Source organism: Thalassobacillus devorans MSP14 (genome assembly GCF_000496835.1).
Classification (GTDB): Bacteria; Bacillota; Bacilli; order Bacillales; family Halobacillaceae; genus Thalassobacillus; species Thalassobacillus devorans_B.
On sequence record NZ_KI543236.1, the window covers coordinates 1,782,433 to 1,800,088 of the forward strand.

General features: G+C 42.5%; 21 protein-coding genes. 3 read left to right on the forward strand and 18 right to left on the reverse strand.

All coding sequences use genetic code 11. The features are described from left to right. Positions 1-262 precede the first annotated feature (262 nt). The 9 genes from P855_RS0110020 to P855_RS22645 all read right to left on the reverse strand — a co-directional run bounded on the left by P855_RS0110020 (position 263) and on the right by P855_RS22645 (position 7,585). On the reverse strand, positions 263-943 hold the full coding sequence (locus P855_RS0110020) for a metal-dependent hydrolase (RefSeq protein WP_028783448.1): 681 nt from the start codon (positions 941-943) through the stop codon (positions 263-265). A 39-nt stretch (positions 944-982) separates the two neighbouring features. Further along, positions 983-2,533 (reverse strand): polyamine aminopropyltransferase, encoded by a 1,551-nt coding sequence (locus tag P855_RS0110025; protein WP_028783449.1) that lies wholly within the window; start codon positions 2,531-2,533, stop codon positions 983-985. 80 nt (positions 2,534-2,613) lie between these two features. After that, positions 2,614-3,009, reverse strand: coding sequence for a DUF350 domain-containing protein (locus tag P855_RS0110030; protein ID WP_028783450.1), 396 nt, complete (start codon positions 3,007-3,009; stop codon positions 2,614-2,616). A 20-nt stretch (positions 3,010-3,029) separates the two neighbouring features. After that, positions 3,030-3,710, reverse strand: a complete 681-nt coding sequence (locus P855_RS0110035) for a DUF4247 domain-containing protein (protein WP_028783451.1) — start codon at positions 3,708-3,710, stop codon at positions 3,030-3,032. 115 nt (positions 3,711-3,825) lie between these two features. Next, positions 3,826-4,494: a PspA/IM30 family protein gene (locus P855_RS0110040; RefSeq protein WP_028783452.1), complete on the reverse strand. Its 669-nt coding sequence runs from the start codon at positions 4,492-4,494 to the stop codon at positions 3,826-3,828. A gap of 20 nt (positions 4,495-4,514) precedes the next feature. Then, positions 4,515-5,033: a DUF4178 domain-containing protein gene (locus tag P855_RS0110045; protein WP_327084778.1), complete on the reverse strand. Its 519-nt coding sequence runs from the start codon at positions 5,031-5,033 to the stop codon at positions 4,515-4,517. 138 nt (positions 5,034-5,171) lie between these two features. Next, entirely contained in the window at positions 5,172-6,293 is a 1,122-nt protein-coding gene (ald, locus tag P855_RS0110050; protein WP_028783454.1) for an alanine dehydrogenase, read from the reverse strand. Between the two features lie 162 nt (positions 6,294-6,455). Further along, positions 6,456-7,214 carry an SDR family oxidoreductase gene (locus P855_RS0110055; protein ID WP_028783455.1) on the reverse strand — a complete coding sequence of 253 codons (759 nt, stop codon included), beginning with the start codon at positions 7,212-7,214 and terminating at the stop codon, positions 6,456-6,458. A gap of 248 nt (positions 7,215-7,462) precedes the next feature. Next, a complete protein-coding gene (locus tag P855_RS22645) occupies positions 7,463-7,585 on the reverse strand; it encodes a hypothetical protein (RefSeq protein ID WP_268744485.1) in 123 nt (40 codons plus the stop codon). A 119-nt stretch (positions 7,586-7,704) separates the two neighbouring features. Between P855_RS22645 and P855_RS0110065 the strand changes: the two genes are divergently transcribed. Then, complete coding sequence (locus P855_RS0110065; RefSeq protein WP_028783456.1) at positions 7,705-8,154, forward strand: universal stress protein; 450 nt, start codon at positions 7,705-7,707, stop codon at positions 8,152-8,154. A gap of 18 nt (positions 8,155-8,172) precedes the next feature. Further along, complete coding sequence (locus P855_RS0110070) at positions 8,173-8,484, forward strand: hypothetical protein (protein WP_028783457.1); 312 nt, start codon at positions 8,173-8,175, stop codon at positions 8,482-8,484. Positions 8,485-8,526: 42 nt separating this feature from the next. Here the strand turns inward: P855_RS0110070 and P855_RS0110075 are convergent, their stop codons facing one another. From P855_RS0110075 to P855_RS0110105, 7 genes are all read right to left on the reverse strand, one after another. Further along, on the reverse strand, positions 8,527-9,039 hold the full coding sequence (locus tag P855_RS0110075; protein WP_028783458.1) for a MogA/MoaB family molybdenum cofactor biosynthesis protein: 513 nt from the start codon (positions 9,037-9,039) through the stop codon (positions 8,527-8,529). Beyond that, positions 9,029-9,871 carry an EcsC family protein gene (locus tag P855_RS0110080; RefSeq protein WP_152526211.1) on the reverse strand — a complete coding sequence of 281 codons (843 nt, stop codon included), beginning with the start codon at positions 9,869-9,871 and terminating at the stop codon, positions 9,029-9,031. Before P855_RS0110080 ends, P855_RS0110075 begins: the two co-directional genes overlap by 11 nt. A 127-nt stretch (positions 9,872-9,998) precedes the next feature. Beyond that, on the reverse strand, positions 9,999-11,186 hold the full coding sequence (locus P855_RS0110085) for an acetate kinase (RefSeq protein ID WP_028783460.1): 1,188 nt from the start codon (positions 11,184-11,186) through the stop codon (positions 9,999-10,001). A 129-nt stretch (positions 11,187-11,315) separates the two neighbouring features. Continuing rightward, positions 11,316-12,302: a class I SAM-dependent methyltransferase gene (locus P855_RS0110090; RefSeq protein ID WP_028783461.1), complete on the reverse strand. Its 987-nt coding sequence runs from the start codon at positions 12,300-12,302 to the stop codon at positions 11,316-11,318. Positions 12,303-12,456: 154 nt separating this feature from the next. After that, positions 12,457-12,957: a thiol peroxidase gene (gene tpx / locus P855_RS0110095; RefSeq protein ID WP_028783462.1), complete on the reverse strand. Its 501-nt coding sequence runs from the start codon at positions 12,955-12,957 to the stop codon at positions 12,457-12,459. Between the two features lie 94 nt (positions 12,958-13,051). After that, a complete protein-coding gene (ytfJ, locus tag P855_RS0110100) occupies positions 13,052-13,513 on the reverse strand; it encodes a GerW family sporulation protein (RefSeq protein ID WP_028783463.1) in 462 nt (153 codons plus the stop codon). 36 nt (positions 13,514-13,549) lie between these two features. Beyond that, positions 13,550-14,113, reverse strand: a complete 564-nt coding sequence (locus tag P855_RS0110105) for a DUF2953 domain-containing protein (RefSeq protein ID WP_028783464.1) — start codon at positions 14,111-14,113, stop codon at positions 13,550-13,552. Between the two features lie 151 nt (positions 14,114-14,264). Here P855_RS0110105 and P855_RS0110110 point away from each other — a divergent pair, with 151 nt between their 5' ends. Further along, positions 14,265-15,068, forward strand: coding sequence for an NAD kinase (locus P855_RS0110110; RefSeq protein ID WP_028783465.1), 804 nt, complete (start codon positions 14,265-14,267; stop codon positions 15,066-15,068). Positions 15,069-15,607: 539 nt separating this feature from the next. Here the strand turns inward: P855_RS0110110 and P855_RS0110115 are convergent. Both P855_RS0110115 and P855_RS0110120 read right to left on the reverse strand, forming a co-directional pair. Continuing rightward, entirely contained in the window at positions 15,608-17,200 is a 1,593-nt protein-coding gene (locus tag P855_RS0110115; protein WP_028783466.1) for an amidohydrolase, read from the reverse strand. Positions 17,201-17,411: 211 nt separating this feature from the next. Further along, positions 17,412-17,612, reverse strand: a complete 201-nt coding sequence (locus P855_RS0110120) for an alpha/beta-type small acid-soluble spore protein (protein ID WP_028783467.1) — start codon at positions 17,610-17,612, stop codon at positions 17,412-17,414. Between the last annotated feature and the right edge of the window lie 44 nt (positions 17,613-17,656).

Here is a 17,656-nt window from a genome sequence, read left to right on the forward strand (position 1 = left end):
TTCAATTCGCATTTTTATTGCCTTATCTTCTGATTCAACTAAATGGCCGAAAAGTCGAAGAAGGCGCAGCCTGAGGAAGCTCACCGTCCGCCCATGGAAAGCGAGTGATTTCCCGGCCCTCCAGAAATTATCAACCGTAACGGAAACAGTTTCTCTCGAAACTGAGTCTTCAGGTATAGGGAGCTTTAATTGTGAAGTTAACAATGACATTTAACAGTGCCATTAAAAAACCGCCACTTCCAAAAGTGACGGTCTGGCTAAATTATAATTCGATGGATTCGCCTACTTCTAACGCTTTACCTGTCCCGGGACTCACTTTTTCAGCGAAAGCTTTCCCATCCTGATTGATCAAATCGAAGGTGTTATAGTGGATAGGAACAACCTGTTTAGCATCCAGCCACTTCGCTGCGACTAAAGCATCGTCTGGTCCCATTGTGAAATTATCTCCGATTGGCAGGAAAGCCAGTTCAATATCATTCATTTCACCAATCATCTTCATATCACTGAACAATCCGGTATCCCCTGCATGAAAAATAGTTTTCCCTTCAACCGTCAGTAAAATACCAGTCGGCATACCAGTGTAGACGGTGGTTCCATCCTCTTCGGTGTAAGAAGAGCCGTGAAATGCCTGGGTAAATTTCACTTTACCAAAATCGAACTCATGAGAGCCGCCAATATACATCGGATGAGCATTCACACCCTTATTACCAAGGTATTCTGCCAACTCGAACGGAGCTACCACCAGGGCATCATTTCGCTTAGCGATATCCACCGTATCCCCAACATGATCGTTATGACCATGGGTCAAAAGGATGACATCTGCTTTAACTTCATCAGCGTGGAGATCCGTGTTTCCATTCCCGGAAATGAACGGGTCGAACAAAATTGTTTTTCCGTTTACTTCTACTTTTACGACTGAATGACCATGATATGTTGCTTTCACACTATCCTCTCCTTCGTTCGTAAATTTACAATAGTCTCACTAGTAATTATCCCAAGCCTGCTCGTATTTTTCAATTAAATGAGGGTCGATCAATGTATTGGGTTTTAAGGGAACCTTATCCCCTTTCCGGTTGATTATTTCCCTATCTTCATCTTTTCCAAACACGGTAAAAGCATGGAGAAGATCTTCGGTGAGATACTTTGTCTCAACAGAAATATCGAGATCTTCCAGTTCAACCTTTTCCCGCGATGCCATGATAAAACCCCAATTACCGAAACTCGGAATATCAAGGTGGAAGTTTTCCGTCTTTAATCCTGTGGAGCGAATCGTTTCATCAATCGTCCAGTAGACTTCCGTAGCAAAAACAGGGCTTGTCGCCTGAATCATTGCTGCTCCACCTGGACGAAGATGATTCCTGATAAGGGAATAAAATTCGCGCGTATACAATTTATTCAGGCTTTCATTGTTTGGATCAGGAAGGTCGATGATGATAACATCGTAAAATCCCTCATCCTTCTCCAGAAACTCAAAGGCATCCTCGTTATATACCGTTACTTTTTCATCTTTCAATGCACCTTTATTTAGCTGGAGTAAATGGTAATTTGTATTGGCCAGCTCAGTAACAGCAGGGTCCAAATCAACAAGTGTGATTTCTTCTGGTTGTTTGTATTTCAATAATTCCCGGACTGCAAGACCATCGCCTCCTCCAAGGACCAAAACATTTTCTGCCTGCTCAGCCGCTGACATCGGAGGGTGGACGAGCGTCTCATGGTAACGGTATTCATCAGAGGAACTGAATTGCAGGGATCCATCGAGGTACAAACGCGTGTCTCCTTGTTCTTTAGTTAGCACTATTTTCTGATAGGCGCTATTTTCGTTATAAATAATCGGATCTTTATATAACTTCTGTTCAAAGGAAAACGCCATTTCCTCTCCAAAGAAGAGGCCCGTCAGCAATAGCAGGCCGATGATGGCCCCTGCCACGATATGTACCTTTAACCTGGCAATTTCTTTACGAAATAAATAAAGGACAGCCAATGCCACTGATAAATTGATTACTCCTACGAAAAATGCACTTTTTACCATCCCGAGATGCGGGCGGAGCAAGAAAACGAACAAAAGCCCGCCGATAAGCCCTCCCGCATAGTCTGAAAATAATACACGAGCTGTACTGCGATTTAATTCTACTCCTATATCATTCGCTTTCCGGATTAGGATAGGGAGTTCAAGTCCAGTCAACGCACCGACAACCAATGTCACCGAATATAAAAATAATGCATCAGTGCCATCTGGCGCGAATGAAGTCATGCCAAACATCATGAAGCTTGAAAAACCACCGATTAAAGCTACCATGAACTCGATCCAGATAAAAGCTATGATCAAACGCTTCATCACTCTTTCACTGAGAGACGCACCTATTCCCATTCCTGTCAGAAACAGGCTGATTGTCAAAGTATATTGTTTTACACCATCTCCCAATATATAAGAGCCCAAAGCCCCAAATAACACCTCAAATATGATTCCACAAATCGAGACAATACCTGAAGCCCAGTATATGAAATGGCTTTGCTTAATAGCATCTTGTTGCATAGTTGATCACTCCGTTGAACAGATAATAAAGAAGAAGGGCTATCTCCACAAGCAGAGACACCCCTCCCTGGACGATTGACTTATGTAATGGATGCACCGATTACAAAAGCCAGACCGATGGAAACTCCAACAGAGATGATTCCGACAGCTATATTGTTATCTTTCAACATCGTTTCCACTGAAAATTTCCTCGTGAACATTTCAAACAGGAAATAGGCAAGCATTTGCAGGACTACCCCATACGCTCCCCAAATCAAAGTGTCCCATAGTGTCAAACTATGATAGATAGCAAATGAGAGTATGATACAAATCCCGATTATTTTTCCGGCAATAGATAAAGCAACCGCAGTATTGCCTTGTCTAACTTCTTCCCAATCCTTATATTTCGTAGTTATCAATTCGAATACGGCCAGTCCGATCAATACGACGATGACTGCAATGACAAAATAAGCAAAAGTAGCAATGAATGGTCCCATACTTTCAACCTCCTAATAGATTATTTTCCTGCACCGGGTCCTCCGCCACGTCCCGTAGACCCTCGGAATGTACCTGTATCTCCTGAGCGATACCCCCCGTACATAGTGTAACCACCATAGCAATCATTCGAAGCCCGGCAACGTCCAGCCTGGTTTTCAGCCCAATTACTGGATCCCAGCATTCTGTTCAATACAGCATAGGTTAAAAGGCCGTTAAAGAATCCAGGTGAATAATGATTACGGACAAATTGATCGTTCGAAAGCTCAATGAACACCACGCCAGGTTTTTCTTCACTTTCCTTCATAATTACAAAATGATCCGGATAAACAAGTACCTGTTTACCGTTGTTGTAATCACTTTTCTCATCCGGCTCGAGGGTGTCAGCTAACAGATTCGCCAGTTCTGGTATCTTAAATTCCCTTGTGACATAAACCTTGGAAATGCCTTGATCTGTACGGACCGTATCAATTAATGGAAAGTGATTGCTTACAAGTTTCTCGGCATCAGAGGGGTCAGATTGCTGCAAAGAAGAGATGATTTTTTCTTTTGATGGCTCTTCTGGTAATTCGTCATATGTAAGAGCAGGATCTGAAAAGGAGCCTGAAATACCTCTTGATCTATCATTATTACCAGCAAAAATATTCATGAACAGTACAATGATGATGATGCCGACCCCAAATAAAACAAGATAGTCCTTCATATAGTTTCCTCCTTCCTGGAGAAAGTTTCTTAAGCCCATGGATAAGGGCCTGACATTTAGTCAGACCCTTCTTCCATAGCTCAAATATCTCTTTTCACTATGATCAGCTGACAGGTTATTCTTTACCCATTTTTTTCTTCAATGCCGCCAGCTCGTCGTCTACCCCGTCTTTCTCGAGAGCCTCGAATTCATCATCAAGGGATCGGCTGGCCTGCGACATATCTTCACTTGTTTCAGCTTCAGCTTCCTGTTGAAGAACTTTTTCTTCCATACGCTCGAAACCTTTACGAGAGTCATCGCTCCCAATACCGGACATCGTACGATTCATTTTTGTTCTTGTTTTTGCCGATTCTGCACGTGCCTTCAAGGAATCTTTCTTCAACTTCATTTGCTGGTATTCTTTTTTCATTTCATCTAACTTTTCACGTAGACTATCTGCATCTGATTTAGCTTTTTCCCATGATGCCTGCAATTGTTCCGCTTGATCCTGTTGGCTATTTTTATCTTCCAGGGCACGACGTGCAAGATCTTCGTTACCTGCTTCTATCGCTTGCTCTGCCTGCTTCATTCGCTTGTCGACAAGAGCCCGGGCATCATCGAGTTTACGCTTCAGCATCTTTTCATTGGCAATTTGCTTGGCGACGGCACTTTCTGCCTCGCGAATATCATTTTCCATATCACGCATGAATTGATCCAGCATTTTCACTGGATCTTCTGCTTTGTCCAGCATCGAATTCAATTCTGAATTTACTACTGTTTTAACGCGTTTAAAAAATTGGAACATCCTTAGTTTCCTCCTTAAATTTAATGGGAACCGGCTATGATTTTAATATCATATGGCTCAATATCATAACCATGACTAACTTCTGTGTCACTCCCCCAGGCTTCTACACTGAGATAGTCAGTCTCGTCCGCAGCGATATAATCCGCATAGGAAATCATCTGGCCATTGACATTCGCGCTTCTTCCTTCACCGACAACTCTTGCATCCCCTTCGCCATCTTTATGATAGGTTTTCCCTTCATATACCAAGGTTTTGGGGAAAGGTTTAGATACTGGAAGCTTGATGGTACGGTATATGCCTAACTCTAACTCATCGTCCATCTCCGCTGAGAGCCAAATCGTAGAGTGGCCTTCAAGCAATTGATAACCGAACCATTCATAGGCATGTTCCCTGTAAGTAATTTTTCCAACCACTTCATAATCCACCAGGTCATAGTTTACAATGTCCCCTACTTGAATGTTTAACGGGGTGCGTTCCTTTACTGCTGGTGCCTTTGCTTTTTTATTTGAAAATAAACGTGAAAACAGTCCCAGGACCAGTCACCTCTCCTTCATGAAAACGCTGCGTCACTTTCTTATACGATATAACCGAAAGAAAGTTTCATTTTAACTGAAATATTTAGATGATGCTATTAAAAACAGCGAGGAAAGCTTAAGCTGCCCTCGCTGGTTCGGTTATCACTCATATTCTAGTAAGGATTCAACATCTGAAAATTCCAGCTGGTGTGCTTCTGCTACAGCACGGTAAGTTACAAAACCATTCAAGGTGTTAATCCCTTTACGTAACGCTATATTATCCTGGCATGCCTGCCGGTACCCTTTGTTAGCAAGCTGCAGCGCGTAAGGGATTGTCACATTGGTTAAACCGATAGTTGATGTCCGCGGTACCGCGCCCGGCATGTTTGCCACGGCATAATGCACGACTCCATGCTTTTCATACGTTGGATTATCATGAGTAGTAATCCGGTCAGTGGTTTCAAAAATCCCTCCCTGGTCAATCGCCACATCCACAATGACTGAACCTTTCATCATGGACTGGACCATCTCATCAGAGACAAGTTTCGGAGCTTTTGCTCCAGGAATCAAGACAGCTCCAATCACTAAGTCTGATTCTGCCAGAGCTTCCTGAATATTCAATGGGTTCGACATAAGTGTATTGATCTCTGAACCGAATATATCGTCCAATTGACGCAAACGTTCAGGGTTCAAGTCGATGATTGTTACATCAGCGCCAAGACCCATCGCTATTTTCGCTGCATTGGTCCCGACAACTCCACCCCCAATAACGGTGACTCTTCCACGTCGTACTCCAGGGATACCTCCGAGAAGAATACCTTTCCCCCCATGAAGCTTCTCAAGGAATTGTGCACCTATTTGGGTAGCCATCCTGCCTGCAACCTCACTCATCGGTGTCAACAAAGGAAGAGACCCATTATCCAGTTGAACTGTTTCATAAGCAATGCTGACTACTTTTCGATCAATCAATGCTTTTGTCAGTTCAGGCTCTGGAGCCAGATGGAGATACGTGAATAAAATAAGTCCTTCATAAAAGTAATCATACTCTTCAGGAAGTGGTTCTTTTACTTTCATGACCATTTCCTGCCTCCATGCCTCTTTAGCTGTAGCTACGATAGTAGCGCCTGCTTCTATGTATTGTGAATCCGTAAAATTCGAGCCTGTTCCCGCATGGGTCTCCACATAAACCTCATGACCTGCGTTGGTTAAAGAAATTACACCTGCTGGAGTCATGGCCACACGGTTTTCATTATTTTTTATCTCTCTGGGTACCCCAATCTTCATCTTCATAACCTCCCAATCAATTGATCCAGGACGCTTGCCCTTCCCTTCATAATCACTATACCACTATTTCTGAAAAGTGGATAGATGACGCAGATGTAAGCCTTTACATTGTAACAAAAAAACTCTCTATTTACACATTTAATTTTTACAAAAAATCATGATTCACCGGTGACGATGGATGACATCCAGCCCTCCTGTTACTTCGTAAACTGCCCCAGTGATCATGTCGCTGTCTTCTTCACATAAAAATTCTATCGTGCGCGCGATATCTTCACCGGTACCTGACCTTCCTATTGGTGTATGTTCATCCCGAATTTTTCTACTTTCAGCAATTGTAGATTCTTTCATTTCTCCCATAATATTTCCAGGACAAATCATGTTTGAGGTTATTCCATTTTCAGCTTCCTCAAATGCAATGGTTTTCGTCAGCGATACCAATCCTACTTTGGCAGCCGCAAATGCAGAACGATAGATCCACCCGGAAGCAGCCCCCGCTCCCTGAAAGCCATAATTTATGATACGTCCGAACTTCTGTTTTCTCATATATGGAGCCACCTGCTGGAATAAATGAAATGATGCGTCCAAATTGCCGCGTATCATGGTATCCCATTCTTCCTGGGTGTAATCCAATAATTTTTTTCTTTTAAAAATATAAGGGCCGGCATTGTTGATCAAGTAATCAATTCTCCCGAATCGGTCTATGGTTTGCTGAACAAGTTCTATCAAATCCTTCTTTATCGTGACATCCACCTGAATGATTTGAATACGATCCTGGTGTTCGACCCACTCATCCAGAAGTTGTTCTGCTTTATCACGATCCGTTCGATACGTAACGGTGACAGAATGCCCCATTTCCAAAAAGCGGGTAGTGACAACTTTCCCTAGTCCTTTCGTGCCGGCGGTAATGAGGGCATGTCGCATAGATATTCCTCCTTCAGTCTTTGCAATTTTAAATTTTTTATGTAACTTTTTTATATTTTAACTGTAAACCTTTGTACTCTTTCTACTTTACTACAAAACTTGAAATAGGTTCACACTTAATGCTTTTCCTTTCCCGTTCTTCTGTCTTCGCTTATAGGTTTGGAACCAGGGTGGGAGTCAATTCCCTCGCCACAAAAAGCAAGCAAGGAGAATATATTTCCTTGCTGCCTTCCTATTCAGGAAATACCTTACCCTTGCTGTTTTTTCTCTTTCATCCGCGGAAATTCTATACTCCCTGACTGATAACTTTCATTGATTCCTTCCAGAGAGTTTTCCTCATCTTTGGAACTTTTCTTGATGTCTTTTTCCATATTGGCACCTCCCTTTATAATGTTCACAAAAGTGTTTGTTTTCATGTCTGACAACGTTTACATTAACAACATACTGCATGTTATAATAGAAGTATAAATTAAGGAAGGGAGCGTTCCATATGTCATTCGAGTATAGTAACATTGTAGTAGCAATTGATGGATCTAACGCTGCTGAATTCGCTTTTAAAAAAGCAATCGATATTGCTAAGCGTAATGACGCCCAGTTAATTCTTTCTCATGTTGTGGATACCCGCGCATTTGCTACGGTCGAAGCTTATGACAGATCTCTCGCTATCCGTGCAGAAGGTTATGCAAAAGAGTTACTGGATGAATACCGGGAGAAAGCGAAAACAGCCGGAGTAGACAATGTCATCATTGATATTGAATATGGTTCACCTAAAATAAAGATCGCTAAGGATGTAGCCCCAAAATATCAGGCGGACTTGATCATCTGCGGGGCTACCGGACTCAACACGATGGAACGCTTCTTTATCGGCAGTGTATCTGAACACATTACCAGATATGCAAAATGCGACGTACTCGTAGTACGGATGCCAGAACAAAAATAACAAGTTGCGGGAGGTTTTATGGAACAACTTTTCAATTATGACTCAAGGCTTCAACTTTATATTCCGGATCTTCCCCGCCCTTTTTATACCTATTCCCACATAGAACAAGCTTCGATTCTGGCAGAATGGGAAAATCATCGCGGGGAAATTCCTGATAAAATCAAGGAGCTGGAAATAGAAATAGAAAACTGTCTAGCACGGCTTAATAATGAAGATGACTTCGAAGCGTCCTGCCAGTTGAACGACCGGATCAGCCAGCTTGCTTCGATTATCAATGACTTATGGATCTGGTACCGGACAAATCCTGTCATAACCGCAAAAACCAGTTAGAAAGACCCAGCCACTAGGTGTTAGTGGCTGGGTTTGTTTATTTTAAATATCTTTTTGTATTTCCTGGATGATATGGCTAAGCTCCGGGAGAATCAATTTATTCATGGCAAGTTTCACTGCCCCACTCGAACCAGGTGTGGAGAAAACAGCCGTGTTTCTGCTGACACCTGCAATTGCTCTGGATAAAATTGCTGCAGATCCAATATCTTCTGTGTAACTAAGCATCCGAAAAATTTCCCCGAACCCCGGTATTTCTTTTTCAAATAATGAAGCGACCGTTTCAATCGTCACATCCCGCTTCGCAATTCCAGTTCCTCCATTGGTAAGGATCGCTTCAACCTCCGTATTACTGCATCCAATTTCTACTGCATCTCGAATTGCTTGTGCTTCGTCTTTCACAATACGATGATCGACGATGGAGTGCCCGTTTGATGCCAACAACTCCATCATCAATTTCCCACTTTTATCTGTCTCTATTGTTCTCGTATCACTCACTGTGATGATCATGCACGCTATTGATTTTTTTGCTTCTTGTTTATGCTCCTCAACGGACATCTTCCCCCTCCTCTTCCTTTGCTAGTAAATATCGATATTGATAAAACCTCAACGCGAATTCTGATACCCGGCGTGTCAAACGGTAATTGACAGTGGCGCCTACTGTCATGCTGACTAAAGGCAATCCTTGTATCAGCTTTTTACGAAACATTACGATAAACAGTGATTTGAGAATTTGCTTAAGAGGCTGTTCCAGCCAGGATTCATCCGTAAGGTCATCCGCACCCTCAAACACATAGGGGTGTTTGTTATTCCGCACTTCCTCCACCATAGATTCCCATGCTTCCTCTTGCATCCGTTTTGGCAAAGTAGCTGCGTGGAAGACACGCAACGACAGCATCATCTCATACGGATGGTTCATTTCATGACCGAACGACAAACCGATCATTTGGACAGCACGCAAATTCATTCCCATCATCAATGGAAAATCCAAGCCGAATAGAAGCAGGCCGCCGGTTCCAGTTAACCCTCCCTGGGCAAAAGAATACAGCCTGATCCGTGATATTTGCTGCTGGGCGATATATGTACGGCGGTCGATAGACAACCCCTTTAAATCAGATATATTTTCAATTTGATTATCAAAAACTCTACCGACCGTGACGATACGTTCCCTTGCTTCATTTTGAAAAGAAGTACCTTGAATAAAAGCATGAGTATGAAATAAGTAATTATCTAAATTACGAAAAAAGCGCTGTTTCCATTTAGAATCGATACCATCAAACATTTGATTGACCCAGGCATCATACATACGCTCAAAATCATTGGGCTGGTAATCAGTATGGTTCCTTCTCCATTGCTGGATATCCCTGCTCACTTTACTTCCATCGCTCATCTTATTGCCTCCCATTCTCCTCTTATGCCTATTCTTATTCTAGCTCGAATAGGAAAAAAATAAAATCCACGTATAAATAAAAACCAGGCACCACGTTTGTTCAGAAACGGATTGCCTGGTTTTATCATTAAGCGGATAGACGTACAGTATCACGGGCGATCATAACTTCCTCGTTGGTAGGAATGATCATTACTTTGACAGGAGAATGCGGATAATTTACAAATGCTTCTTTACCGCGTACCTGATTCAAAGATGGGTCCCAGTAAACTCCCATAAACTCAAGGCCTTTCAAGACACGTTCACGGATAGATGTACTGTTTTCTCCAACACCTGCGGTAAATACAATGGCATCTACACCATGCATACGTGAGGCATAGGACCCAATATATTTATGAATGCGCGCGGCGAATACTTCCAAAGCCAGCTCTGCACGTTCTTCCCCTTCTGAAGCTTTTTCTTCAATATCCCGTAGATCACTGGAGAAACCGGAGAGTGCCAGCATCCCGCTTTCTTTGTTTAATACATTCATCACTTCAGCAGCAGATTTCCCTGTTTTGTCCATGATGTAAGGAATCAAAGCAGGATCGATGTTACCGGAACGCGTTCCCATGGTAACACCTGCCAATGGCGTGAAGCCCATTGATGTATCAATTGACTTTCCGCCTTCAATTGCTGCAATGCTTGCTCCGTTACCGAGGTGGCAGGAAATGAGGCGCAGCTGTTCAATCGGAAGACCAAGCATTTCCGAAGCCCGTTCGGATACATATTTATGAGATGTGCCATGGAATCCATATTTGCGGATGCCATATTTTTCATAGTACTCATACGGCAGGCTGTATAAATAAGATTGTTCTGGCATAGTTTGATGGAATGCAGTGTCAAACACCGCTACTGATGGTACCTCAGGCAGTACTTGCTTAAATGCCCGGATACCTGTCAGGTTTGCGGGATTATGCAAAGGAGCCAATTCTGAAACCTCTTCAATCTCCTGGATAACCTCGTCAGTTATCAAAACTGAATCACTGAAACGCTCCCCTCCATGAACGACACGATGCCCTACACCATCAATCTCATTCAGGGATTCAATAATGCCAGTAGAAGTCAGTTTATCCAACAGCATTTTAACTGCTTCTGCATGATCTGAAATATCTTGTGTGGTCGTAACTTTTTCTCCGCCCACTTCTATTGTGAAAATAGAATCGTTGATCCCGATTCTTTCTACTAACCCTTTAGTTATTACTGTTTCTTCCGGCATCTCAATAAGCTGAAACTTCAAAGAAGAACTGCCGGCGTTGATTGCTATGATTTTACTCAAGGTTCTTCATCCCCTTAAATTAGGCTCACTAGTTTCATTCCACTACCATTTAATCACCCGCTGTGGCCAATTTCAAGATGCAAGAGTAAATGGTAACGTTTACGCAATAAAATCTTTATTTTCTCATAATTACGAAGAATGATTTTTTTCGAACCACTGGTTGATTTGGCCGAGAATATCAGCCATAGCATGATGGTTTTTAAAGGATGGTAGTTTCGCCAGTAAAGCCTCTTTTGGTGCTTTCGTATCTTTTCCTTTCTTTTGCAGAACCAAAATACTTTTAGCGTGTTTTTCTTCTTTAAATAACCCCTCTGGCAGCTGCAGCATTCCTACAATATGTGCATGCTCTCTTAAAAAGGCATTCAGTTGTGGTGCCTGATCACCTTCAAATAAAAAGTTAGGGACGACAAACATCAAATAGCCTCCCTGCCTGGTATAACGTAAACTTTGTTCGATGAATAAATGATGGGCGTAGGAATGTCCCTCTTCTGCTTTCAACTCATATTCACCGGCTTGAACATCATCTGGATAGTAGCCGACTGGTAAATCAGCTAAAACAAAGTCGACCGGTTCTAATAAAAATGGACGTAAGCTATCCTGGTGGAAAAATTCAATTTCTGATTTTTGCAGATTTGCATTAGCCAGTGCCAGTTTCATCAATGTTTCATCTACATCACTGCCATAAGCGGCAACCTGCTTGTCTAACTGGTTAAGCACAGCTGTCAGGAGGTTGGCTGTACCACAGGCCGGATCGAATATCCGTATCTCATGTGCGTTTTTGAATAATCGCTGGGTCAGATAACCCATAAACATGGCCACCGTATCTGGAGTGATAAGATGTTGTTGCTGAGTAGCACCCTTCATACCTTTCAAAATGGCTAACTGTGTCGCCTTTCGGATTTCCTCTTTCTCAAATTTATTCAGTTCGATTTCTTTCAAATGCTTTACCAATTGCTGTTTGAGCAAATCAGACATATCATCAAATGGTGCCTGGTGGAATAAAACATCCAGGGCGTCCGCCACAGATTCTAAGTATGACGTGTTCTCTTGAAGTTCTATTGCAGTAGCAGCTTCGTCGATCCATTCAAATACTTCTTCTACATGTGATTGTTCCATCCAACTGTTCCTCCTTACTGTTCCCCTGTACGTCAACTGTGATTCATAATCTAAAACAAGCAAATGGCGCATTCAATTTTAGAAATGCGCCATGTTGGTCTCTCGATATCATATTTACTATCCGATCATACAATTCATCTGTTAGCCAGTCAACTTACTTGGCTTGTTCCACTGCAGCAATAGCTGATTCATAATCCGGATGGTTTGTCGCTTCGCTGACATATTCCGTATAAGTGACCTTATTTTCAGAATCGACAACGAACACAGCACGCGCCAATAGACGAAGTTCTTCGATCAACACACCATATGCTTTACCAAAAGAAGCATCACGGTGATCTGACAAGGTATCTACGTTTTCAATACCTTCAGCACCGCACCAGCGTTTTTGTGCAAATGGGAGGTCCATACTGATAGTCAAAACTTTAACATCACCAAGTTGTGTTGCTTCTTCATTGAAACGGCGTGTCTGCTCGGCACAAACGCCAGTATCAAGAGAAGGAACGACACTGATCAATTTGACACTGTCTTTGTAATCATCGAGAGTCACTTCGCTAAGATCATTAGCAAGCACCTTGAAGTCTGGAGCCTTGTCCCCTACCTTAATTTCTTCCCCTACAAGTGTCACTGGATTTTCCTTAAAAGTGATTGATGCCATTTCCTCGTCCTCCTTGCTTTGTGTTTGAATAGGTAAATAAAAAAACTGCCTATCTTTATTATGAAGGCAGTTTCTAAACTTGTCTAACGTTAACCTATAAAAGGTCGGAAGAAGGACGCCTTGATTGTTGCTGCCCGCCGCTCTTGCTACCTTTTTGCAATAATTCCTGAATTTTTTCAATGACCGGAGGTGCTAAATCCAGCATTCTCTCGTAAAGATGCGTTTGTTCGTTCAAATGAATCATCTGTACTCCCTGCTTTCTAACAACTAAAAAAGCAATTGGAGTAATGGAGACACCGCCACCACTGCCACCGCCAAATGGCAGCTCTTCTTCTGATTGATCCTGGCTTCGTCCATCTTTCCCTTGATCCCCGCCACTTTTCGCTTTGAATTCACTGCCTCCGGCCGCAAACCCGAATCCAACTCTGGAAACCGGGATAATGATACTACCATCAGGCGATTCGACCGGCTCACCGACAATTGTATTGACATCAATCATTTCTTTCAGACTATCCATTGCTGTGGTCATTAGACCTTGAATCGGATGCTCATTCATGCTATTACCTCCTGCTAATCATCTGGCTTTTTCAGGCTATCTGTTCACGTATCGTAACCACACATATATAGCCTTACCAAGCCGGAAAGAAAATATACCATCAGCATGCACATGAAAGCATGGCATTTGAAAGGATGGCTCCACCCGGAAATGAGCAGGCTTTTTTATGGTGAACAATTGATTGATCAATTGTTCCAACAGGGAACCAATCGCGATCAGCCCACCAGCAACAGAACCAGTCGAAGAAGCGTTACCTGTTCCTACACGCATCATGCTATTCATTTTATGTATTGTTATCGCTCTCCCCATTTGCACCAGCTGATGCAGATTTAAATTCCTTTTTTTATTATCATCCCTGTTTTGCTGTCTCAAGAATTCTTCTGCTTTTTTCTCCACATGTGCTAGTCCTGTCTCACCATCTGCTAAATGGTTAAAATCAATACGCTTTCGATAAACAGGCAGAAAACCCAAATAAGCGACTAATGTAAGCCGCTTTTCAATAGGCAGGATTATCAAATGAAATTTGAGTGATATTCTGATGAATAGTAATCCGGCCAGTACGAACATCAACAATAAAAAGGTAATCCAAATCCATTCCATGAGACCTCACCTGCATATTAGTATCAACATTAGCCCAAACGAATAAACATATTTCTACAAACATTTTCATACAATGGGCGGCTTGGAAGCATTTCCCCTTACAACCTGGAGATGATAAAATAAAGATTACCAAGTAGAGGGAGGCATACATATGTCGAATAACAGACAAAACCTTTTTTTCTATTACCCACCGAACAAAGAGCTTGATATAAAGCTTCAGCCATTATTTAAGCTTGCTGAAGAAAATGGCTTTACCATTTTGGATGACTCGAAAAATGCCAATATCATAATCAGTGTCGGAGGAGATGGAACATTCCTTCAAGCTGTCAGAAAAACAGGATTTCGCCAGGATTGTCTATACGTCGGTATCCGGAGAGAAGACGAAGCAGGACTTTACTGTGATTTCAATATTGATGACTTTGACACAATGGTCGATTCGATGGTCAATGCCGACTTGGAAGTCAGAAGATTTCCGGTTATTGAAGCGACCGTCGATAATGAATCCACGATGCTTTGTTTGAATGAATGCAGTCTGCGTTCAACATTGATAAAAACAATTGTGGTCGATGTTTTTATTGATGATCGGCCATTTGAGACATTCCGCGGCGATGGTTTAGTCGTAGCGACACCTACCGGAAGTACCGGTTACAATAAATCGACCAAAGGTGCAGTGATCGATCCGAAGCTTCCTTGTTTCCAGGTAAGTGAAATCGCTTCACTGAATAATAATCGTTACCGGACACTCGGATCACCATTTGTATTAAGCGGAGAAAGAACGTTGAAATTAAGTGTCCAGCAGGATGGTAATGATTATCCAATTATTGGGATGGATAATGAAGCTTACTCTATCCGCAATATTAAAGATTTGTCCATTAATCTAAGCGACCGTGTTATCAAGACCGTTAAAATGAAGGATAATACTTTCTGGGATCGCGTAAAGCGAACCTTTTTATAAAATAATGAAGTCCTGGCACTAACTAAACGTGCCAGGACTTTATTATTTGCTCTGTTGATTTTTCATAAGTGCTTATTCAACAAAATGGCCGGATTATGGAAGACTTGATTTCGAGATGTTGTTGGAGTTGAGGGGCTTCGGGAAACGATTCGCTTTCCGCGGGGAAGCCGGCAAGCCTCCTCGAGCTAAAGCTCTGCGGGGTCTTGCCAGTCTATCCTTTCCCGCAGGAGTCTCAACCTTCCCCCATGCCCCTTGCCAATATAAAGCACTCGAAATCGTGCTTGTACTTTCTGTGTTATAAATACGCTATTCCTGATAAAGTTTCGAGACACAAATAAACGTATGGCGGCAGGGAAAACGGTGAGACTCCTGTGGGATGAACATGAGCGGTGAGATCCCGCAAGGCGAAGCCTGAGGAAGCTCACCACATGCCCACGGAAAGCGATCCGTTTTCCCTGCCGCCATAATCGCTACCTGAAATCTCGAAACTGAGTCTTCAGCTATTGGGAGCTTATCTGAAATTTCCCATAGCATTATTATTAAGTTCTTTGATATACAACTTCTCCATCTACTACAGTCATCGATACATTCGCATCGACAATTTCATGGGCTGCAATCGTAAACAAGTCACGATCCAATACAGTGAAATCAGCAGTGTAGCCCTCTTTAATTTTGCCACGGTCGTGTTCATGCTTGATTGCAAATGCACTTCCACTAGTATAGAGGGAAATTGCTTCATACATAGACAGCTGCTGGGAAGGATTATAAACTTTTTGATCATAACTAGCCCGCCGTTCGACTGCAGCTCGTATTCCTAATAGAGGATTGATTTCTTCAATAGGCGCATCAGAACCTCCCGCACAAGGAATTCCTTTGTCCAATAAAGTTTTCCATGCGTATGCATGCTTCAGACGGTGCTCACCGATCCGTTCGATTACCCAAGGAAAGTCTGATGCAACAAATGTCGGCTGTAAATCCAATATTACATTCAATTCAGCCAATTTCTCATATAACTCTTCGCGCATGATCTGTGCATGAATAATACGATCTCTTTCCCCAGTAGCCAGAGGATTTTTCTTGAGGATATCTGCAATAGTCTCAACTGCCTGATCTCCAATTGCATGTACGGCTACAGGCATTTGCTTATCCCTAGCCTTACGGATGAGCTTTTCTAAAGATTTCTTTTCATGGATAGCTACTCCACGATTCAGCGGGTCATCTGCATAAGCTTCTGATAGCCAGGCTGTTCTTCCGCCAAGAGCACCATCGGAAAATATCTTCATAGCACCAAGTTCTACAAAATCCGTGCCACTTTTGAACCTATAGCCATTATCATGCATATCTTCCACAACTTCATGATGTACCAATAAATGGGCCCGGAACTTCAATTGGTTTCCGTCAATGACTGCCCGAAAGGCATCAAAAGTTTTTTGAAAGCCGCCATAATAATTCAAGTCTTCACTGTGGCCGCCAACCAGCCCATTCATATGCATATCATTTACCGCCATCTTCAAGGCCCGTTCCAGGTACTGAGGAGTAACCTCGGGCATCGCTTGTTTGATAAGCTCCTGTGCTTGATCGTGAAAATAGCCTAGAGGTTCCCCGATTTCTGAGCGAACAATCAGTCCCCCTTGAGGATCTGGTGTAGCAGCAGTTACCCCTCCGAGCTCCATCGCCTTTGAATTGGCAAGCAGAGCATGGCGGCAAATTCTGGTCAACAGCATGGGATGATCGGTAGTGATTTCATCCAGTTCATCTTTATAGATAATCCGCTGATCTTCCCATTGATTCTCATTCCACCCCTCACCAATGATCCATTCCCCTTTGGGAATCTGCTCTGCATGCTGTCTCAATGCCCATTTAACTTCCTCGGCAGATCTCATAAAAGACAAATCCAGCCGTTGCAGACGCTCACCATGGCCAATGATATGCAAGTGACTATCTACAAACCCTGGGTACATGACATGACCCATCAAATTATACTCTTTCGTCAACTGTTTTTCATATGTATGATACAGTTGCTGGCTATTTCCTACTGCAATGATTTCACCATTATCTGTAACTACCGCTTCTACCCATTCTCCTTCCTTCTCCATTGTATATATTTTTCCACCATACCATAATTCAGCCATCATACCTTCTCCCTTCTTACTATGTATATTTGCTCCCCTGCAGTCACTTATTCTTCCTTATTGCACACATCACCCGGAAGAGTTTTTGCCATGGATCGCTCTTTTTCTGAATGTAAACAATTATAAGGTGATTAAATCCACCCTATACTCATCATAAAGAAAAGCCTTGCTGAAGAACAGCAAGACTTTAGCCATACATATAATTTTTTAGTTATTGTTGACCACCAAATTGTTGCTCAGCTTGTTGAACCAAGCGTTTAGTGATTTCACCACCAACTGAACCGTTGGCACGGGAAGTTGAATCAGGACCAAGTTGAACACCAAACTCTTGAGCGATTTCAGTTTTCATTTGATCCAAAGCTTGTTGTACACCAGGTACTACTAATTGATTTGAGCTGTTGTTGTTCGCCATGTTGTTTCACCTCCTCGTTACTTCTATCATGCGTAACGAGGATT

Bases quoted from the DNA above. Each gene is read 5' to 3' on its own strand.
- P855_RS0110025 (WP_028783449.1), bottom strand. From the start codon at position 2,533: ATGCAACAAGATGCTATTAAGCAAAGCCATTTCATATACTGGGCTTCA.
- P855_RS0110030 (WP_028783450.1), bottom strand. From the start codon at position 3,009: ATGGGACCATTCATTGCTACTTTTGCTTATTTTGTCATTGCAGTCATC.
- P855_RS0110035 (WP_028783451.1), bottom strand. From the start codon at position 3,710: ATGAAGGACTATCTTGTTTTATTTGGGGTCGGCATCATCATCATTGTA.
- P855_RS0110040 (WP_028783452.1), bottom strand. From the start codon at position 4,494: ATGTTCCAATTTTTTAAACGCGTTAAAACAGTAGTAAATTCAGAATTG.
- ald (WP_028783454.1), bottom strand. From the start codon at position 6,293: ATGAAGATTGGGGTACCCAGAGAGATAAAAAATAATGAAAACCGTGTG.
- P855_RS0110055 (WP_028783455.1), bottom strand. From the start codon at position 7,214: ATGCGACATGCCCTCATTACCGCCGGCACGAAAGGACTAGGGAAAGTT.
- P855_RS22645 (WP_268744485.1), bottom strand. From the start codon at position 7,585: ATGGAAAAAGACATCAAGAAAAGTTCCAAAGATGAGGAAAACTCTCTG.
- P855_RS0110065 (WP_028783456.1), top strand. From the start codon at position 7,705: ATGTCATTCGAGTATAGTAACATTGTAGTAGCAATTGATGGATCTAAC.
- P855_RS0110070 (WP_028783457.1), top strand. From the start codon at position 8,173: ATGGAACAACTTTTCAATTATGACTCAAGGCTTCAACTTTATATTCCG.
- P855_RS0110075 (WP_028783458.1), bottom strand. From the start codon at position 9,039: ATGTCCGTTGAGGAGCATAAACAAGAAGCAAAAAAATCAATAGCGTGC.
- P855_RS0110080 (WP_152526211.1), bottom strand. From the start codon at position 9,871: ATGAGCGATGGAAGTAAAGTGAGCAGGGATATCCAGCAATGGAGAAGG.
- P855_RS0110090 (WP_028783461.1), bottom strand. From the start codon at position 12,302: ATGGAACAATCACATGTAGAAGAAGTATTTGAATGGATCGACGAAGCT.
- tpx (WP_028783462.1), bottom strand. From the start codon at position 12,957: ATGGCATCAATCACTTTTAAGGAAAATCCAGTGACACTTGTAGGGGAA.
- ytfJ (WP_028783463.1), bottom strand. From the start codon at position 13,513: ATGAATGAGCATCCGATTCAAGGTCTAATGACCACAGCAATGGATAGT.
- P855_RS0110105 (WP_028783464.1), bottom strand. From the start codon at position 14,113: ATGGAATGGATTTGGATTACCTTTTTATTGTTGATGTTCGTACTGGCC.
- P855_RS0110110 (WP_028783465.1), top strand. From the start codon at position 14,265: ATGTCGAATAACAGACAAAACCTTTTTTTCTATTACCCACCGAACAAA.
- P855_RS0110115 (WP_028783466.1), bottom strand. From the start codon at position 17,200: ATGGCTGAATTATGGTATGGTGGAAAAATATATACAATGGAGAAGGAA.
- P855_RS0110120 (WP_028783467.1), bottom strand. From the start codon at position 17,612: ATGGCGAACAACAACAGCTCAAATCAATTAGTAGTACCTGGTGTACAA.